Annotated in this window: 10 protein-coding genes and 1 pseudogene; 9 read left to right on the plus strand and 2 right to left on the minus strand. The window is 68.8% G+C overall.

Annotation, left to right across the window (positions count from 1 at the left end):
- The first annotated feature begins 184 nt into the window (after positions 1–184).
- From ACZYZ3_RS09630 to ACZYZ3_RS09640, 3 genes are read left to right on the plus strand one after another with little or no spacing between them, the layout of a single operon-like run.
- On the plus strand, positions 185–577 hold the full coding sequence (locus tag ACZYZ3_RS09630) for a YbjQ family protein (RefSeq protein ID WP_463963606.1): 393 nt from the start codon (positions 185–187) through the stop codon (positions 575–577).
- A gap of 27 nt (positions 578–604) precedes the next feature.
- Positions 605–1,354: a TetR/AcrR family transcriptional regulator gene (locus ACZYZ3_RS09635; protein WP_463963607.1), complete on the plus strand. Its 750-nt coding sequence runs from the start codon at positions 605–607 to the stop codon at positions 1,352–1,354.
- A 1-nt stretch (position 1,355) separates the two neighbouring features.
- Positions 1,356–3,896: an MMPL family transporter gene (locus tag ACZYZ3_RS09640; RefSeq protein WP_463963608.1), complete on the plus strand. Its 2,541-nt coding sequence runs from the start codon at positions 1,356–1,358 to the stop codon at positions 3,894–3,896.
- Positions 3,897–4,132: 236 nt separating this feature from the next.
- On the opposite strand, the pseudogene ACZYZ3_RS09645 reads toward ACZYZ3_RS09640, so the two are convergent.
- Positions 4,133–5,675, minus strand: a pseudogene (locus ACZYZ3_RS09645) (HNH endonuclease).
- 369 nt (positions 5,676–6,044) lie between these two features.
- Here ACZYZ3_RS09645 and ACZYZ3_RS09650 point away from each other — a divergent pair.
- The 3 genes from ACZYZ3_RS09650 (at position 6,045) to ACZYZ3_RS09660 (ending at position 9,499) form a co-directional block, all read left to right on the plus strand.
- Positions 6,045–6,722 carry a Maf family protein gene (locus ACZYZ3_RS09650; protein WP_463963609.1) on the plus strand — a complete coding sequence of 226 codons (678 nt, stop codon included), beginning with the start codon at positions 6,045–6,047 and terminating at the stop codon, positions 6,720–6,722.
- Between the two features lie 157 nt (positions 6,723–6,879).
- The gene (locus ACZYZ3_RS09655) at positions 6,880–8,700 is read left to right on the plus strand and encodes an acetyl/propionyl/methylcrotonyl-CoA carboxylase subunit alpha (RefSeq protein WP_463963708.1); all 1,821 of its coding nucleotides are present in this window, start codon (positions 6,880–6,882) and stop codon (positions 8,698–8,700) included.
- 67 nt (positions 8,701–8,767) lie between these two features.
- Complete coding sequence (locus ACZYZ3_RS09660; protein ID WP_463963610.1) at positions 8,768–9,499, plus strand: glutamine amidotransferase; 732 nt, start codon at positions 8,768–8,770, stop codon at positions 9,497–9,499.
- Between the two features lie 227 nt (positions 9,500–9,726).
- Here ACZYZ3_RS09660 and ACZYZ3_RS09665 read toward each other — a convergent pair whose 3' ends face one another.
- The gene (locus tag ACZYZ3_RS09665; protein WP_463963611.1) at positions 9,727–11,139 is read right to left on the minus strand and encodes an MFS transporter; all 1,413 of its coding nucleotides are present in this window, start codon (positions 11,137–11,139) and stop codon (positions 9,727–9,729) included.
- Between the two features lie 284 nt (positions 11,140–11,423).
- Between ACZYZ3_RS09665 and ACZYZ3_RS09670 the strand changes: the two genes are divergently transcribed.
- From ACZYZ3_RS09670 to ACZYZ3_RS09680, 3 genes are read left to right on the plus strand one after another with little or no spacing between them, the layout of a single operon-like run.
- Positions 11,424–12,848, plus strand: a complete 1,425-nt coding sequence (locus ACZYZ3_RS09670) for an MFS transporter (protein WP_463963612.1) — start codon at positions 11,424–11,426, stop codon at positions 12,846–12,848.
- 1 nt (position 12,849) lies between these two features.
- Positions 12,850–15,069, plus strand: coding sequence for a molybdopterin oxidoreductase family protein (locus tag ACZYZ3_RS09675; protein ID WP_463963613.1), 2,220 nt, complete (start codon positions 12,850–12,852; stop codon positions 15,067–15,069).
- Entirely contained in the window at positions 15,066–16,622 is a 1,557-nt protein-coding gene (locus tag ACZYZ3_RS09680; RefSeq protein WP_463963614.1) for an FAD-dependent oxidoreductase, read from the plus strand. Before ACZYZ3_RS09675 ends, ACZYZ3_RS09680 begins: the two co-directional genes overlap by 4 nt.
- Positions 16,623–16,696 lie beyond the last annotated feature (74 nt).

Consider the following 16,696-nt stretch of genomic DNA (forward strand, 5'->3'; position numbering starts at 1 on the left):
GACGGCTGCGATTGGTTGTTGTCTCTTCCAAGACGTAGTTCCAGTCTCCGGCGGCCGCTTCTGCAGGAGCTGTCCAGAACCTTTCATCTACCTGTGAAAGTTGGGAAGGGCCACCGCGCCGACATGGCGCCGGGTCTCCGTGGCTGATTCGGGCAGTGCGTCCCGGAATGGGTAGGCTCAGGGCATGCTGATCGTAACTTCCAATGACATCCCCGGCCACCGGATAGACGCTGTTTTTGGCGAGGTGATGGGGCTCACCGTCCGTGCCCGGGATATCGGCAACCAAATGTTGGCCGGTTTCCGTTCAATCGGCGGCGGGGAATTGCCCGAGATGACGCGCATGCTCGCCGAGAGCAGGCAGCAGGTCATGGCCCGGATGGTTACCGAGGCAGAGCAGCGCGGAGCCAACGCCATTGTTGCCATGCGCTTTGACAATTCGCAGCTGGGGACGACCTGGACCGAGGTCTGCGCCTACGGCACGGCCGTGTTCGCGATTCCCATTCCGGAGGGCGAACCCGGCGCCACCGGCCAGTCCGTTTACCTGACGAAGCCCAACGCAGAAGAAACCTTGCCCTGAGTGCAAACATGCACGTAGTGTAATTACGTGCCCACTTCCGTTTCCCCGCACCCAGCCACGCCTCCGGCGTCGGATCCCCCGTCCGGAGTGCCCTCGCGCCGCGAGTTGAACAAAGCCGCCACGCGACAGGCGATCACCGACGCCGCCCTGGGGCTCCTCCGCTCCAACGGGCCCGGCAACTTCACGGTCGAGGACATTGCCGACGCCGCCGGCATCTCCCGCCGTACCTTCTTCAACTACTTCGGCAGCACCGAAGCCGCCATTGCCGCCGTCACCTTCGGCTTCCTCGACACGGCGCTTCAGCAGTTCCGGCTGCGGCCGGTCGGGGAACCCTTCATGGAATCGGCCCGTGCCGCCCTCGTGGAACTCGCAGATCCGATGACCGTGGCGCCGCTGGCCGAGCTGTACAGCCTTGGCCAGGCCAATCCGCAACTCAGCAGGTCCGAGCTGGAAGCCTGGGACCACTGCACGGCCCAGATCATTTCCGCGGCCCGCGAGCGCTTCAGTGCCGGCGGCGGCGTCGAACTCGACGAACTGTACCTCCGCGCCCTGGCCGGCTCAGTCATCTCCTGCGGCAAAGCCGCGATGGACGTGTGGTTCGCCCAATGCGGCGGATCCCTCACCCCGGAATCCCTCTCCACCCTCCGGCACCTCCTGATCGATTCCATGAGCCTGCTGGGCTCCGGATTCGCCCGCGCCGACACTGCCCCTTCAGCTACCCAGGCCACCACCCCGGCCGGCAACTCCACCGCCACCCCTTCCCCAGATCGGCACTGACATGGCCCTGATGCTCTACCGCCTCGGCAAGTTCTCCTACCGCCACCGCTGGCTGGTTATCTCCGTCTGGCTCGCCGTCATGGTGGCCGTCGGTGGTGCGGCAGCCGCCTTCCACGGCACCTTGTCCAATAACTTCCAGATCCCCGGCACCGAAACCCAACAGATGGCGGACAAGCTCAAGACCGAGCTGCCCTCGTCCTCCGGCGGCTCCGCCAGCGTGGTGTTCGAAGCCAACGACGCCATGTTCAGCCAGGCGGGCAAGGACGCCGTCACGGCCGCGCTCACCAAGCTCGAAACCCTCCCGGACGTCCAGGGCACGGTTGACCCCTTCGCTACCCAGGCGCAGCTGGAGGCGGCCGTCACCGATCTGGCCGCCGGCAAGGAGCAGTCCGCTGCCGGGAAGGCCAAGCTGGAAACGGCCGCTGCCGAGCTCGCCGCCGGAAAGGTCCAGCTGGACGCTGCCGCACAGCAGATGGCGGCCGCCGGCATGCCGGCCGCTGCGATCGAGGCACGGCTCGGCCAGCAGAAAGCGGCCCTCGCCGAAGGCCAGGCAAAGCTCGACGCCGGCACCCAGGAACTGGAAACCGGCGCGGCCAAGCTCGCCCTTGGCGCCCGCCAGCTGGAGGCCTCGCAGGGCCTGCGCTTCGTCTCCGAGGACGGCAAGGCCGCCATCGCCCAGGTCCAGTTCAAGACCTCCATCAACGGACTCAACCCGGAGGTCCGCCAGGAAGTCCAGGACATCGTCAAGGAGGTGTCGGCCGCCAACGTCACCGCACTGCCCAGCAAGGAAATCAGCGAGGACATCTCCGAGCTCTTCGGCGCTGCCGAGATAATCGGCATCGCGGTTGCAGCCCTGGTCCTGATCATCATGCTCGGCACCCTGATCGCCGCCGGACTTCCGCTCCTGATGGCCCTCGTGGGAGTGGCCGTCGGCGTGGGCGGCACGTTCGCCCTCAGCGGCGCCACGGACATGAGCTCCATCTCACCGATGCTGGCGCTGATGCTCGGCCTCGCCGTCGGGATCGACTATTCGCTGTTCATCGTCAACCGGCACCGCGGCCAGCTCCTCAACGGCATGGACGCCGAGGAGTCCGTGGCGCTGGCGACCGGCACGTCCGGCAACGCCGTGCTCTTCGCCGGCCTGACCGTCATCATCGCCCTCGCGGCCCTGGTTGTTCCGGGCCTTCCGTTCCTGGCCGTCATGGGCCTCTCGGCCGCCGCCACGGTGGCCGTCGCCGTCGTCGTGGCCCTGACCCTGACGCCGGCCATGCTCTCCCTCATTGGCCGGAAACTGATCTCCAGGCGGTCCTGGGCCAAGGCGGACCGGCATAATGCGGCGCCTGGCCACGAAACCGAGGACCGTGCCAAGGACGAATACCGCAGCAGCCACGGCTGGGGCGGCATCGTCACCAACCATCCGTGGCTGGCCCTGCTGGCCGGAGTGGTCCTGCTCGGCGTGGTGGCCCTGCCCGCCGCCCAGCTGCGGCTCGCACTTCCGGACGCCAGCTCCGAGCCGGTCGCGTCGCAGGCCTTCCAGGCCTACGACGTCACCAAGCGGAGCTTCGGCGAGGGCATGACCGGCCCGATCATCGTGGTGGGTGACCTCCCCGAGGGACTCAGCGAGGCCGAGGCCCAGGCCAGTCAGTTCGACGTCGCGGACATCCTGCGCGGGACGGGGAATGTCAGCGCCGCCGTGCCGCTGGCCCTGAGCGAGGACCGCCGCACCGCGGTGTTCCAGGTCATCCCGAACGAGGGTCCGGCCAGCGCCAGCACCGTCCAGGTGGTCTCCGAACTCCGCGCCGAAAAGGGCCAGATCAAGGACACCACCGGCGTCAGCATCGGGCTCACCGGCCAGACCGCCGGGAACGTCGACGTGTCCACCAAGCTCGGCGACGCACTGCCGCCGTATCTGGCGATCGTGGTCGGTCTCTCGCTGGTCCTGCTGCTGCTGGTCTTCCGCTCCATCTGGGTGCCGCTGCTGGCGACCGGCGGATTCCTGCTCTCGCTCGCCGCCGCCTTCGGTGCCGTTGTCGCCGTCTACCAGTGGGGCTGGCTCGGGCCCATCTTCGGCGTCGAGAATCCGGGCGCCGTGCTGAGCTTCCTGCCGATCATCCTCATCGGTGTGCTGTTCGGCCTGGCCATGGACTACCAGGTGTTCATAGCCTCCGGCATGCGGGAGTCGTACATGCACGGCGAATCGGCCAAGCACGCGGTCCGCTCGGGCTTCAGCCACGCCGCCGCCGTGGTCACCGCGGCCGCGATCATCATGGTCAGCGTGTTCTCGGGTTTCATCTTCTCCCACCTGAACATGGTCCGGCCGCTCGGGTTCGCCATGGCCTTCGGTGTGCTGATTGACGCCTTCGTGGTCCGGATGACTATCGTCCCGGCCGTGATGTACCTGCTCGGCGAAAAGGCCTGGTGGCTGCCGCGCTGGCTGGACCGCATCCTGCCGGACGTGGACGTCGAAGGCGCCAAGCTGCGCAAGCCTGCGGCTGACGTCCCGGGTCCTGTGCCGGAAGCAGCCGAGGCCACCGCCCGGTAGCCGTCACCGGCTGCCATCCGGCCGCCATATATTGGGTGTCGACAAGCCGCCCGCCGATCATTCCGATCGGCGGGCGGTTTTGTTGTGGGCAGGTTCGGCGAAACCGGCGTCCAGCGGCGGCGGCACCGCCGCGGACCAGGCGGAGGCCGACGGCGGCACCATCCAGGCAGACCGGCGGCGCTCCACCGTTCTTTAGTCGGGCTGCAAGTCGTTCGTTCAAGCTGTCAGTTGTTCGTTCAGGCTGCGAGTTGGCTCTGCCTGCGTGTGCGGTGGAGGTCTTTGGCCCTGGAGCGGCGTTGGCGGCGGTGGTCCTGGCTCTTTGCCACGACCAGGTCCGGCTCCGCGTGGCGGACCGGGGACCCCGGGAGTGGCGGGGCGGTGGATTGGTAGCTGTGGCCGGTGGGGGTGGTGACGTCGAGGGTGTGCCGGGGTCCGGGGCGTGGTCTGGAACTCCAGCCGGGGGTTTCTTTGGTGTGGTTGCAGGCTTCGCAGAGCCCGGCGCCGTTGTTCCGGGTGGTTGGGCCGTTGTGGTGCCAGGGGATGATGTGGTCGAAGTGGCGGATGGGGGCGTCGCAGAAGGGGGTGCGGCAGGTGTCGTCGCGGGCGGTGAGGAAGCGGCGGAGCCCGGCCGGGAAGAGCCGTGCCCGGGAGTCCATCGCGGTGAGCTCGCCCGCTCCGGGGGCGGTGTAGAGCCGGCGGAGCCAGACGTTCATTTCGTTGTCCCCGGACTTCTCTCCGGTGCTGTCCCCCGCGTGGGGACCTGTTCCCGCCGCCCCCGTTCGCTCCCTGCCTGTGCCCTTTCCCGCCGAGCACTTTGCCTCAGTGCCCGTCCCAGCGTCTTTTCCGGCGTTGGTGAGCATTTCCCGGGCCCAGCCGGCGGGGACTATGCCGTAGCCGGGGAGGCGGGCGGGTTCGCTGTCGCCTTGAAAGAGGGTGCGGTCGGTAATGACGAGCTGGATTTCGATCCCGCTGATCCCGCCGGCCTTTCCGGTGGTGCGTTCGACCAGGGTGTCGGCCATGAGCTGGCCGCGGGTCCGGGGGTCCCCGGAGGCCCGCAGGGTGTCCGCGTGCCGGGTCAGGGCCGGCGTAGACGGCGACACCCTGGGTGACGGGGAGCAGGGCGGTGAGGTAGCACATGGTGTCCGGGGCCGGGCGGAGGCTGACGTGCCGTTCGGCCGCCGCGTGGCTGGCGCGCTGGGTGACCGAGCGCGGGTCCCGCCGGCAGGCAGCGGTGCGGGCCGCGGCGATGATTCCCCGGTCCCCGGCGCCGTCGAAGGTTCCGGTGTCGGGTGCGAGTTCGGCGTCGACGGCGGCCCGGTCCTCCGCGGTCAGGCACGCGGTTTCCTTCACCAGCAGGGTGGCGCGCCATTCGTTGAGCTGCCCGGTGTCCAGGGCCGCGAGCGTGTGGGGCATTTCGGTGACGAGGGCCTTCGCCAGGCCCAGGAGCCGGCCGCCGCGGGCCGGGGATTCCCGCCGGGCCAGGGCGATCTGCGCACCGACCCCGGAGCCCAGCTCCGCGGCTGGCATCCCGGCGTCGGCCTGGTCACGGCGCTGGAGCAGGTCGAAAGCGACGGACAGACGGGCCTGACGGGCAGCCAGGGCAGACTTTTGGTCTTCCAGGGACCGGATTTCAGCAATCACGCGCGCACCGTCCTCCTCAGGCACGCCGCCGCGCAGCACCAGGCCTGCATCTTCCGCTGCCGGCCCCTTCCCGCAACTACAGGCGCAGTCGCACCCCACTGCTGCCAGAGCCGCCGCGGTTGACTGAGTCCCGTCCATGGCTCAAGTTTCCCGGAAGGCTATGACATTATTGACGGCCAATAGAAGCCGGTCAACCGCTTCGGAGGCCATTGGGGAGGTTCCCACCTCGGACGGAGACGTCGGCACACGGCTTAGGACCAGCGCCACTTCAAGGCGCGTCCTGACAGTGGCCAATGCGGAGTTCAGCTCCTCCAACCGCCGCCACAATTCAATCCGTCCTGCGTTGCTCTTGGGCAAAGTAACCTCTTCAAACGCGCGGCCGCACATCGCTATCGCGCTGAGGAGTTCGTCTTGCGGTCCGTGGTTCCCGTCCATGAACTAACGCTCTCATCGACCTCTGACAAAAAGAGCACGGCGACGACGAGCCCTAGGAACTAGGCTGGAGCGGTGACCCGCCTCATTCTTGCCTCCCAGTCCCCCGCCCGCACCAAGTTGCTCACCGACGCCGGCATCCGGCACGAGATCCTCGTATCGGATGTCGACGAGGACGCGGTCCAGGCCCGCTACGGCGTCACCGACCCGCACGACACCGCCCTGCTGCTCGCCCGGGCCAAGGCCGAGTCCGTCGCCTCCCTGCCCGACGCCGACGGCGCCCTGGTGATCGGCTGCGATTCCGTCTTCGAATTCGACGGCGAGGCGCACGGCAAACCGTACACGGCCGAGGTCGCCAGGGAGCGGATGCTCCGGATGAGCGGCAGCAAGGGGGTGCTGCACACCGGCCACTGGCTCGTCGACTGCCGGGACACCGGGGACTCCAATGAATCCGGGGCTGCCGGCTCCGGCGCAACCCTCGGGCACGTCACCTCCGCCGAGGTCCACTTCATGGAGATGAGCGCTGAGGAAATCGACGCGTACATCGCCACCGGCGAGCCGCTGCAGTGCGCCGGCTCCTTCACGATCGACGGCTACGGCGGCGCCTTCATCCGCAAGGTCGACGGCGACCCGCACGCCGTCGTCGGGCTGTCCATCTCCACCCTCCGCGGGCTGCTGGGCCAGGCGCAGGTGCCCATCACGGAATTGTGGACAACCGGCGCGGCGGATCCCGCACTGCTCCGGGCTGAGTGAGCCAATTCGCAGAGCTTTGTAGCAACCCTACAAAGGCTGGGTGCTTTACCCGCGGAATCCGCAAGTAATATCGGCGGAACCCACAAAACCGCGCTAGGCTCCCTGAAGGAAAGAAGGAGACGCCTTGTCAGCAAATTCGGAGCAGTCCGCAAATCCCGTGCAGCGACCAGCCCCAGAAGGCACCGCCGCAGTCACCCATCCGCTGAGCAAGGTGCTGATCGCCAACCGCGGTGAAATCGCCGTGCGCATCATCCGCGCCGCGCGCGATGAGGGCATCGCGTCAGTGGCGGTCTACGCGGACCCGGACCGCGACGCGCTGCACGTCAGGCTTGCTGACGAGGCCTACGCCCTGGGCGGCAACACCGCCGCCGAGTCCTACCTCGTGATGGACAAGCTGATCGAGGTGGCCCACCGCTCCGGTGCCGACGCCATCCACCCGGGCTACGGCTTCCTGGCCGAGAACGCCGAGTTCGCCGCCAGGGTGATCGACGCCGGCATCACCTGGATCGGGCCCTCCCCCGCCGCGATCTCCGCCCTGGGCGACAAGGTCCAGGCGCGCCACATCGCCGAAAAGGTCGGCGCCCCGCAGGTTCCCGGCACCGCCGACCCGGTCGAGTCCGCCGAGGAAATCCTTGAATTTGTGGACACGTTCGGCCTGCCGGTCGCCATCAAGGCAGCCTTCGGCGGCGGCGGACGCGGCATCAAGGTGGCCCGCACCCGCGAGGAAATCCCCGAACTGTTCGAATCCGCCGTCCGTGAAGCCGTTGCCGCCTTCGGCCGCGGCGAGTGCTTTATCGAGCGTTTCCTGGACGCCCCGCGCCACGTCGAGACCCAGTGCCTCGCCGACGCCTACGGCAACGTCGTGGTGGTCTCCACCCGCGACTGCTCGTTGCAGCGCCGCAACCAGAAGCTCGTCGAAGAAGCACCGGCCCCGTTCCTCACCGAGGAGCAGAACCGCCGGCTCTACGAATCCTCCAAGGCCATCCTCAAGGAAGCCGGCTACCTCGGCGCCGGCACCTGCGAGTTCCTCGTGGGCCAGGACGGTACCATTTCCTTCCTCGAGGTCAACACCCGTCTCCAGGTGGAGCACTGCGTCTCCGAGGAAGTCACCGGAATCGACCTCGTCCGCGAGCAGTTCCGGCTGGCCCGCGGCGAGGAACTCGGCTACGGGGACCCGGAAGTCCGTGGCCACTCGATCGAATTCCGTATCACCGGCGAGGACCCGGGCCGGAACTTCATGCCCGCACCGGGCACCATCACGCTGCTCAAGAACCCGACCGGCCCCGGCGTCCGGATCGACTCCGGCGTGGAGCAGGGCGACGTCATCAGCGGCAACTTCGACTCGATGCTCTCCAAGCTGATCGTCACCGGCGCCACCCGCCCGCAGGCCCTGCAGCGCGCCCGCCGCGCCCTCGAGGAGATGGTGGTGGAGGGCATCCCCACCGTCATTCCGTTCGACCTCGCGGTGGTCACCAACCCCGATTTCGCCCCCGCCGAGGGCCCCTTCAAGATCCACACCCGGTGGATCGAGACGGCTTTCGTCAACGACATTCCCGCCTGGACGCCGTCCGGTACCGAGGCTGAAACCCCCGACGCCGGCGAACGCCAGCGCGTCGTCGTCGAGGTCGGCGGCAAGCGCCTTGAGGTCGTCCTCCCGGCGTCGCTGGGGACCGGAGGCGGCTCGGGGGCCGTCAAGCCGGCCAAGGCCAAGAAGCGTTCCCGCAGCGGCGGCGCCGTGGCGGCAGCCAGCGGCAACGCCCTGACCTCACCGATGCAGGGCACCATCGTGAAGGTGGCCGTCCTTGAGGGTGACCTTGTTGCCGAGGGCGACCTGGTGGTGGTACTGGAGGCGATGAAGATGGAGCAGCCGCTCACCGCGCACCGCGCCGGAATCGTCATCGGACTCTCCGCCACGGCGGGCGAGACCGTTTCCGCCGGCGCCATCATCGCGCTGATCGAGGACGACGCCGCCGAGTAGCAGCTAGACGGGCCGGACGCAGGCGCGCCTCTGGCGCCCCCGCGTCCCGCCCGTGCAGACTTGGTCTGTGAAACCTTTTCTGCTCCTCGCCTCCCGGGCCGAGGACGCCGCCGCCGAGGATGAATACGAAGCCTACCTGCGCTACGGCGGGCTCGAACCCTCGCAGCTGAGGCGGATCCGGATGGAAGCCGCTCCGCTGCCCCGGCTTGACCTCTCCGACTACTCCGGTGTGATTGTGGGCGGAAGCCCGTTCACTTCCAGCGACCCCGCCGAGCAGAAAAGCGACGTCCAGCACCGGGTGGAGCATGAGCTCGCGGCCCTGCTCGACCGGATCGTACCCCGGGACTTTCCCTTCCTCGGCGCCTGCTACGGGGTCGGCACACTGGGCCGGCACCAGGGCGCGGTCATCGACCGGACCTACGGCGAAGGGCTCGGCGGCGTGACCATCACGCTCACGGAAGAGGGGCTGGTGGACCCCCTGCTCCGGGGGCTACCGGAGAGCTTCACGGCCTTCACCGGCCACAAGGAAGCCTGCACACTGCTCCCCTCCCACGCCGTGCTGCTGGCCAGCTCCGCGGCCTGCCCGGTGCACATGTTCCGCATCAAAACCAACCTGTACGCCACCCAATTCCACCCTGAACTCGATGCGCAGGGGTTGGCCACCAGGATCGACATCTACCGCCATGCCGGTTACTTCCCGCCGGAATCCGCCGAAAGGCTGATGGAGGACGCGCGGCGGTTCACGGCCACGGAGTCGATGAAGATCCTGCGGAACTTCGTGGAGCGGTACGCGCGCTAGGCCCGGTCTGCCGCCAGGCGGCCCGACGGCGCTCCTGCCCGGTCCGCCGGTGCACGGCCCGACGGCGCTCCTGCCCGGTCTGCCGGTGCACGGCCCGGCGGCGCTCCTGCCCGGTTACTTTCTCGGTTCCTCCCGCAGACACGGAAATGCCCGGCGTGTTCGGTGAACACGCCGGGCATTTCTGTCGGTAACCGGGCTGGAGCGTCAGTCCCAGCCGGGAACGTACGTCAGGCGACGTTGTTGGTGTACTCCAGGTCGCGGGTTTCCTTGCTGACGAACAGGGCGATCAGCGTCAGCACCGCCATCGAGGCGAGGTAGACGCCGACCAGCGCGGGGCTGCCCTTGCCCATCTCCCAGAGCCAGACGGCGATGAACGGGGCCACAGCCGCTCCGAGGATGCTTGAGACGTTGTAGCTGATGGCGGAGCCGGTGTACCGGACGTTGGTCGGGAACAGCTCCGGCAGCAGCGCACCCATGGGCCCGAAGGTCAGCCCCATCAGGGAGAATCCGATGATCAGCAGGGCCATCGTGCCGACGAAACCGGCGCTGAACAGCGGAACGAAGAGCATTCCGAAGCCGATGATACCGAGGGTCACGGCGATCAGCATCTTGCGGCGGCCGTACTTTTCAGCCAGCGGGCCGGAGACCAGGGTGAAGATGCCGAAGAACACGACGCCGGCAATCAGCATCCAGAGGAAGTCGTTGCGGGTGTAGCCCAGGCCGGGGACGAACGCGGCGGCCGCGGCCTCGGTCATCGGCTTGCCGGCCTTCTCCGCGGCGGCCTTTGCGGCGTCCAGGCTGGAGGCCCGGGTGCCGTAGGTCAGCGTGAACGTGGTCATCAGGTAGAACAGCACGTAGGTAGCGAGCATGATGAACGTGCCCAGGATCAGCTGGCGCCAGCTGGTGTTGAAGACCCGGGCCAGCGGCAGCTTGGCGACCTCGTTGGACTCCAGGACCTTGGTGAAGGCCGGGGTCTCGATCAGCTTGAGCCGGACGTAGAGGCCGATGATGACCATCACGGCACTGAGCAGGAACGGCACACGCCAGCCCCATTCCATGAAGGCCACCGGCGTCAGGGCGTAGCTGAAGACCAGGAAGATCACGTTGGCGATGATGAAGCCGATGGGCGCACCCAGTTGCGGGAAGGTGCCGTAGATGGCTCGCTTGTTCGCCGGCGCGTTCTCGGTGGCCAGCAGGGCGGCCCCGCTCCATTCACCGCCGAGGGCAAGGCCCTGGGCGAAGCGCATAACGACGAGCAGTGCCGGCGCCCAGAACTCCCAGCCCGGGACGAGCGCCGTCGGGAGGCAGCCGATGAGGAAGGTGGCAATACCCATGGTCAGCAGCGACGCCACGAGGGTGCCCTTGCGGCCGAACTTGTCACCGAAGTGGCCGAAAACGATGGACCCGAGCGGACGGGCGATGAACGCGACGCCGAACACGGCGAAGGAGCTCAGCAGCTGGGTGGTCTCGTTCTGGCCGGGGAAGAACAGCCGCGGAAAAACCAGGACAGCGGCGGTGGCGTACACGTAGAAGTCATAGAACTCAACGGTGGTGCCAACCAGGCTGGCGACGATGACGCGGCCGCGCGAGTTCACCGGTTGGGCGGACCCATGCTCCGTGGAGGTGGCAGTGGATGACATGTATTGGCGCTTTCATGAAGACCGGGGGCCTGCTCGAGACCGTCCGGAAGAGGATACGTATGCTTACATAATAGTTTCCGGCGTCCATTCAATGGACAAGTGTTCCACTATTTGGATACCGGGATTTGTCTCACGTGGTGGTCATCACACTACGCCTCACCGGGCACCTCACCCCGCCACCAACGCGCCGATAGGCAAACGTCACAGCACGTTAACAAACGGCGAGGGTCCCGGAAACGCGGCTTCCCTAGTTTTAAGGGACAACATCCCCCAAGGAGGTCCCCGTGACTGCTGAACGCACAGCAGATGCCCCAACCGGCATTTCCGCCACTCTCAACACCGGCACCACCCTCGGCGGTCCCGCCCTTGAGTACCGTCCCGGCCGCTGGATTGCCAACTGGGATGCAGAGAATAAGGAACAGTGGGAGTCCCAGGGACGCACCATCGCCCGCCGCAATTTGAACTGGTCCATCTTCGCCGAGTTCCTCGGCTTCGTCGTCTGGCAGCTCTGGTCGATTGTGGTGGTCCAGCTGCCCGCGGCCGGCTTCACCTTCACCACTTCGGAAATCTTCTGGCTCATCTCGATGCCCAGCCTGGTCGGCGCCACCCTCCGGATCCCCTACACCTTTATGGTCCCCCGCTTCGGCGGCCGCAACTGGACCATCGTCTCGGCCCTGCTGCTGCTGATCCCCTCGACGGGCCTGGCCCTGTGCGTCGCCAACCCGGAGACCCCGTTCGGCACCATGCTGTTCGTGGCCGCCCTCGCCGGCTTCGGCGGAGGCAACTTCGCCAGCTCGATGGCGAACATCACCTTCTTCTACCCGGCCCGCGAGAAGGGCTGGGCGTTGGGCCTGAACGCCGCCGGCGGAAACCTCGGCGCCGCCGTCGCACAGCTTGCCGTCCCGATTGCCATCACCCTGCTGGCCGCCGGCACCGTGAACCTGCCCATGGCCGGCTGGATGTGGGTCCCCTTCATCCTGATCGCCGCGTTCGGCGCCTGGAAGTTCATGGACAACCTCACCAGCGCCAAGGGCGACGTGGCGGGCTCGCTCGCCGCGCTCAAGGAACCGCACCTGTGGATCATGGCGCTGCTGTACATCGGCACCTTCGGCTCCTTCATCGGCTTCGCCGGTGTGTTCCCCAAGCTCATCAAGGACTACTTCCCGGCGTTCTCCTCCATCGGCGTCGGCACCGTGGCCCTGTCCTTCGCCTTCCTGGGCCCGCTGGTCGGCTCGCTGGCCCGCCCCTACGGCGGACGCATGGCGGACCGCATGGGCGGCGCCCGGATGACCGTCGCAGCCTTCGCCGCGATGGCCGTCATCACCCTGACCATGGTCTGGACCCTGCCGCTGAAGAACTTCTGGCTCTTCCTGGGCCTGTTCCTGCTGCTCTTCACCGCCAGCGGCTTCGGCAACGGTGCAACGTACCGGATGATCCCGATCATCTTCGCCACCTCCAGCCGGGCAGCCAAGGCCGGTGCCAGCACGCGCACCACCCAGCGCCTCGCCTCCTCCGCCCTCGGCCTGATCTCGGCCATCGGCGCGTACGGCGGCTTCGTCATCCCGCAGGTGCTCAACGCCTCCAACAGCGCCAGCGGCTCCTACACCCCCGCGTTTTACGGCTTCGTCGGCGCCTATGTCCTTATGCTGGCCGTGTGCTGGTTCTGCTACATCCGCAACGCCAACCGCAACGGAAAAGGACACGTCTAACATGACCAACGGCGCCGACACGCACTGCCCCTACTGCGCTCTGCAGTGCGCCATGACGCTCACCACCCCGGCGGGACTGACCCCGGCTTCCCAGCCGGGGTCAGTCCCCGTGCCGGAGCAACCCGCCACCGCCCTGCTGGACGTGGCCGGACGGGATTTCCCCACCAACCGCGGCGGGCTGTGCCGCAAGGGCTGGACCTCGGCGTCGCTGCTGGACCACCCCGGGCGTGTCACCGAACCGCTGCTCATGGGCGACGACGGCGTCCGCCGCCCGATCGGCTGGGACGAGGCGCTGGAGCGGATCGCCGCCGCGGTGAAGTCCACCCGCGCCCGCCACGGGGCGGACGCCGTCGGAGTCTTCGGCGGCGGTGGGCTCACCAACGAGAAGGCCTACCAGCTGGGCAAGTTCGCCCGGCTGGCCCTGGGCACCTCACGGATCGACTACAACGGCCGGTTCTGCATGTCCTCCGCCGCCGCGGCCGGGATGCGCGCCTTCGGCCTGGACCGCGGCCTGCCCTTCCCGTTGGGAGACCTCGATGCCGCCAGCACCGTCCTGATGCTCGGCTCCAACGTCGCCGAGACCATGCCGCCGTTCGTGCAGCACCTGCAGGGGGCCCGCGACGCCGGCGGCCTGATCGTGGTGGACCCCCGCCGCTCCGCCACCGCGGCCTTCACCTCCGACGGCGGCGGCTTGCACCTGCAGCCGCTGCCCGGCACCGACCTCGCCCTGCTGCTGGGCCTCTCCCATGTCGTGATCCACGAGGGCCTGGCCGATGCTGGCTACGTCGCGGCCCGCACCACAGGGTACGAGGGCCTGGTCCGCAGCGTCGGCCCCTACTGGCCCGAGCGGGTGCAGTCCCTCACGGGCGTCCCGGCCCGGCTGATCCGCGACACCGCCCGCCGGCTCGCTGACGGGTCCCGGCGGGGCGGCAGCTACATCCTCACCGGCCGCGGCGTGGAACAGCACGTCGACGGCACGGACACCGCCACCGCGGCCATCAACCTCGCCCTGCTGCTGGGCCTGCCCGGTTCCGCGCGCAGCGGCTACGGCACGCTTACCGGCCAGGGCAACGGCCAAGGCGGCCGCGAACACGGCCAGAAGGCGGACCAGCTCCCCGGCTACCGGAAAATCACCGACCCCGCCGCCCGCGCCCACATGGCCGCCGTCTGGGGCGTGCCGGAATCGCTCATTCCCGGCCCCGGCCTGCCCGCCGTCCAGCTCCTCAAATCCCTGGGACAGCCCGACGGCGTCCGGTGCCTCTTCGTGCACGGCGCCAACGTGGCGGTGTCCGCGCCGGACGCCAACGCCGTGATCGCCGGACTGCGGAGCCTGGATTTCCTGGTGGTCTGCGATTTCTTCCTCTCCGAGACCGCCGCCGAGGCGGACCTGATCCTTCCGGTCACCCAGTGGGCCGAGGAGGAAGGCACCCTGACCAACCTCGAGGGCCGGGTGATCCGCCGCCGCCGCGCCCTCGCTCCCCCGCCCGGGGTGCGCAGCGAGCTGTGGATCATGGCCCAGCTGGCCGAGGCCCTGGGCGCCCCCTCGACGTTCAGCGAGGACCCGGAGACTGTCTTCGAGGAGCTCCGGCTCGCCTCCTCCGGCGGCCTGGCCGACTACTCCGGGATCGACTACGCCATGCTGGACCGCGGCGAGGCCGCCTACTGGCCCTACGCTGCCGGCAGCACGGGCACCCCCCGACTGTTCCTGGACTCCTTCGCCCACGCGGACGGGCGGGCGGTGTTCACTCCGGTGACGCCCCGCCGTCGTGCTGGTTCTTCGGCTTCCGCGGACGCCCCGGCCCGGTCCGGCAGGCCGATGACCCTGATCACCGGCCGGCTGATGGAGCATTACCAGTCCGGTGCGCAGACCCGCCGGGTGGCCGTGCTGGCCACAGCCCAGCCGGAAGCGCGGCTGCAGATCCATCCGGCGGCCGCAGCAGCGCAGGGCATCGCCGAGGGCGACCTTGTCTCGATTTCCAACGGACGCGGCGAGGTGTCCTGCCGCGCCGAGCTGAGCACGGAGATCCGCCCCGAAACGGTGTTCCTGCCGTTCCACTTCCCGGAGCTGGAGAGCGCCAACCGCCTCACGGAGGCGGCCACGGATCCGATCTCCGGGATGCCGGAGTTCAAGAACAGCGACGTCTGGGTCAAGCCCGGTGCTGCTGATCCCCGCGCCATTGAACTGCCGGCCAATGAACTGCAGACGGAAGGTGCGTCATGACTGAGCGCATTGTTGTTGTGGGCTTCGGGCCGGTGGCCGCGCGGCTGGTCGACGAGCTGCTGCCGGCGGTCCGCAACGGACTCGCGCACCTGACGGTGATCGGCGAGGAGGCCGAGGCCGCGTACAACCGCGTGCTCGTGGCGGATCTCGGGGTCGGCCGGACCACGGCGTCGGCCCTGGCGCTCTCTGATTCCGCCGCACTGATTGCCGACGGCGTCGACGTCCGGCTGGGCGTCCGGGTCCGCCGCGTGGACCGCGCCCGGCAGCAGCTGGTCCTCAGCGACGGCACCTCCCCCGGTTACGACCGGCTGGTCTTCGCCACCGGATCCCGACCGGTGATCCCCAACCTCACCGGACTCAACCCGGACCCGACCACCCCCGTGCTGCCTGCCGGCGTCACCGCGCTCCGGGACCTTCGCGACGCGGCGGTCCTGCAGGCGGCTGTGGCCGGCGGCAAGCGTGTGGTGGTGCTGGGCGGCGGCGTGCTGGGCCTGGAGACGGCCCTCGCCGCAGCCGAGGAAGGCGCCACGGTGACAGTGGTGCACAACGGCCCGCATCCGCTGGGCCGCAACATAGACCGCGGCGGCGGCGCCGTGCTCGCGGCGTCGCTGCGGACCTGCGGCGTGCGGGTGGCCGGCAACGCCCGGTCCACCGGTGTGGAACACGCCGCGCCCGACGGCGGCTTCTCGGCGCTGCTGCTCGATGACGGGTCTGCGATCGACGGCGACCTGCTGGTGCTCTCCTGCGGCGTGCGGCCGCGGACCGAGCTCGCCGAGGGCTGCGGGCTCTCCACCGGTGCCGGGATCCTGGTGGACCACCGGCTCCGGGCGCACCACGAGCCGCACATTTTCGCGATCGGCGACTGCGCCGAGGTCCGCTGCCCCGAGCCGGACTGCACGCAATGCCGGTCCGCGCACGGTCCGTCCGGTCTGGTCGGCCCGGGCTGGCGGCAGGCCGAATGGCTCGCTGAATACCTGACGCTGCTCGCGTCCGGCTCGCCCGGGGCCGAGGCCCTGCCGGCCCTTCCGGCGGAGCTGCCGGGCGTGGTGGTGCTGAAGGCGCGCGGCATGAACATGGCCGTGGCCGGGGACGTTTCCGCCGAACCGTGGGACGAGGAGATTTTGAGTGCCGGTGCCGTGAATGGCAGGGCCAGGCTGCAGATCGCCCAGTGGGCCGATCCCGAGCACGGCCGCTACGTGAAGATGACCACCCGCGCCGGCGTGCTCGAAGGCCTGGTGGCGGTGGGAATGCCCCGCACCGGGGCCGAGCTGGTGCAGCTCTTCGAGCGCGGCGCGGAGCTCCCAGCGGACCGGTCCCTGCTGCTGCGCCTCGACGGGCCGGACCAGGCGGCCGCTGCCGGTGCCGCCGACCCGGAGCGCACGCTGTGCCGCTGCGCGGGGGTCAGCGGGACCAGGATCGCCGCTGCGGTGGCCGGCGGCTGCGGGACGGTGGCCGAAGTCTCCGGCACGACCCGCGCCGGGACAGGATGCGGCGGCTGCCATGACGACATTATGGGGATCATTGAAAAGCACTTTCAGGGGGCCGTTGCCTGACCCCGGCCGGGCGGGGTCTTACTGTGCTGCGCTGTCGAAGGCCCGGCGGGGTCTTACTGTGCTGCGCTGTCGAA

The sequence above is a fragment of the Pseudarthrobacter linnaei genome (assembly GCF_055412825.1).

Bases quoted from the DNA above. Each gene is read 5' to 3' on its own strand.
- ACZYZ3_RS09630 (WP_463963606.1), top strand. From the start codon at position 185: ATGCTGATCGTAACTTCCAATGACATCCCCGGCCACCGGATAGACGCT.
- ACZYZ3_RS09640 (WP_463963608.1), top strand. From the start codon at position 1,356: ATGGCCCTGATGCTCTACCGCCTCGGCAAGTTCTCCTACCGCCACCGC.
- ACZYZ3_RS09665 (WP_463963611.1), bottom strand. From the start codon at position 11,139: ATGTCATCCACTGCCACCTCCACGGAGCATGGGTCCGCCCAACCGGTG.
- ACZYZ3_RS09675 (WP_463963613.1), top strand. From the start codon at position 12,850: ATGACCAACGGCGCCGACACGCACTGCCCCTACTGCGCTCTGCAGTGC.
- ACZYZ3_RS09680 (WP_463963614.1), top strand. From the start codon at position 15,066: ATGACTGAGCGCATTGTTGTTGTGGGCTTCGGGCCGGTGGCCGCGCGG.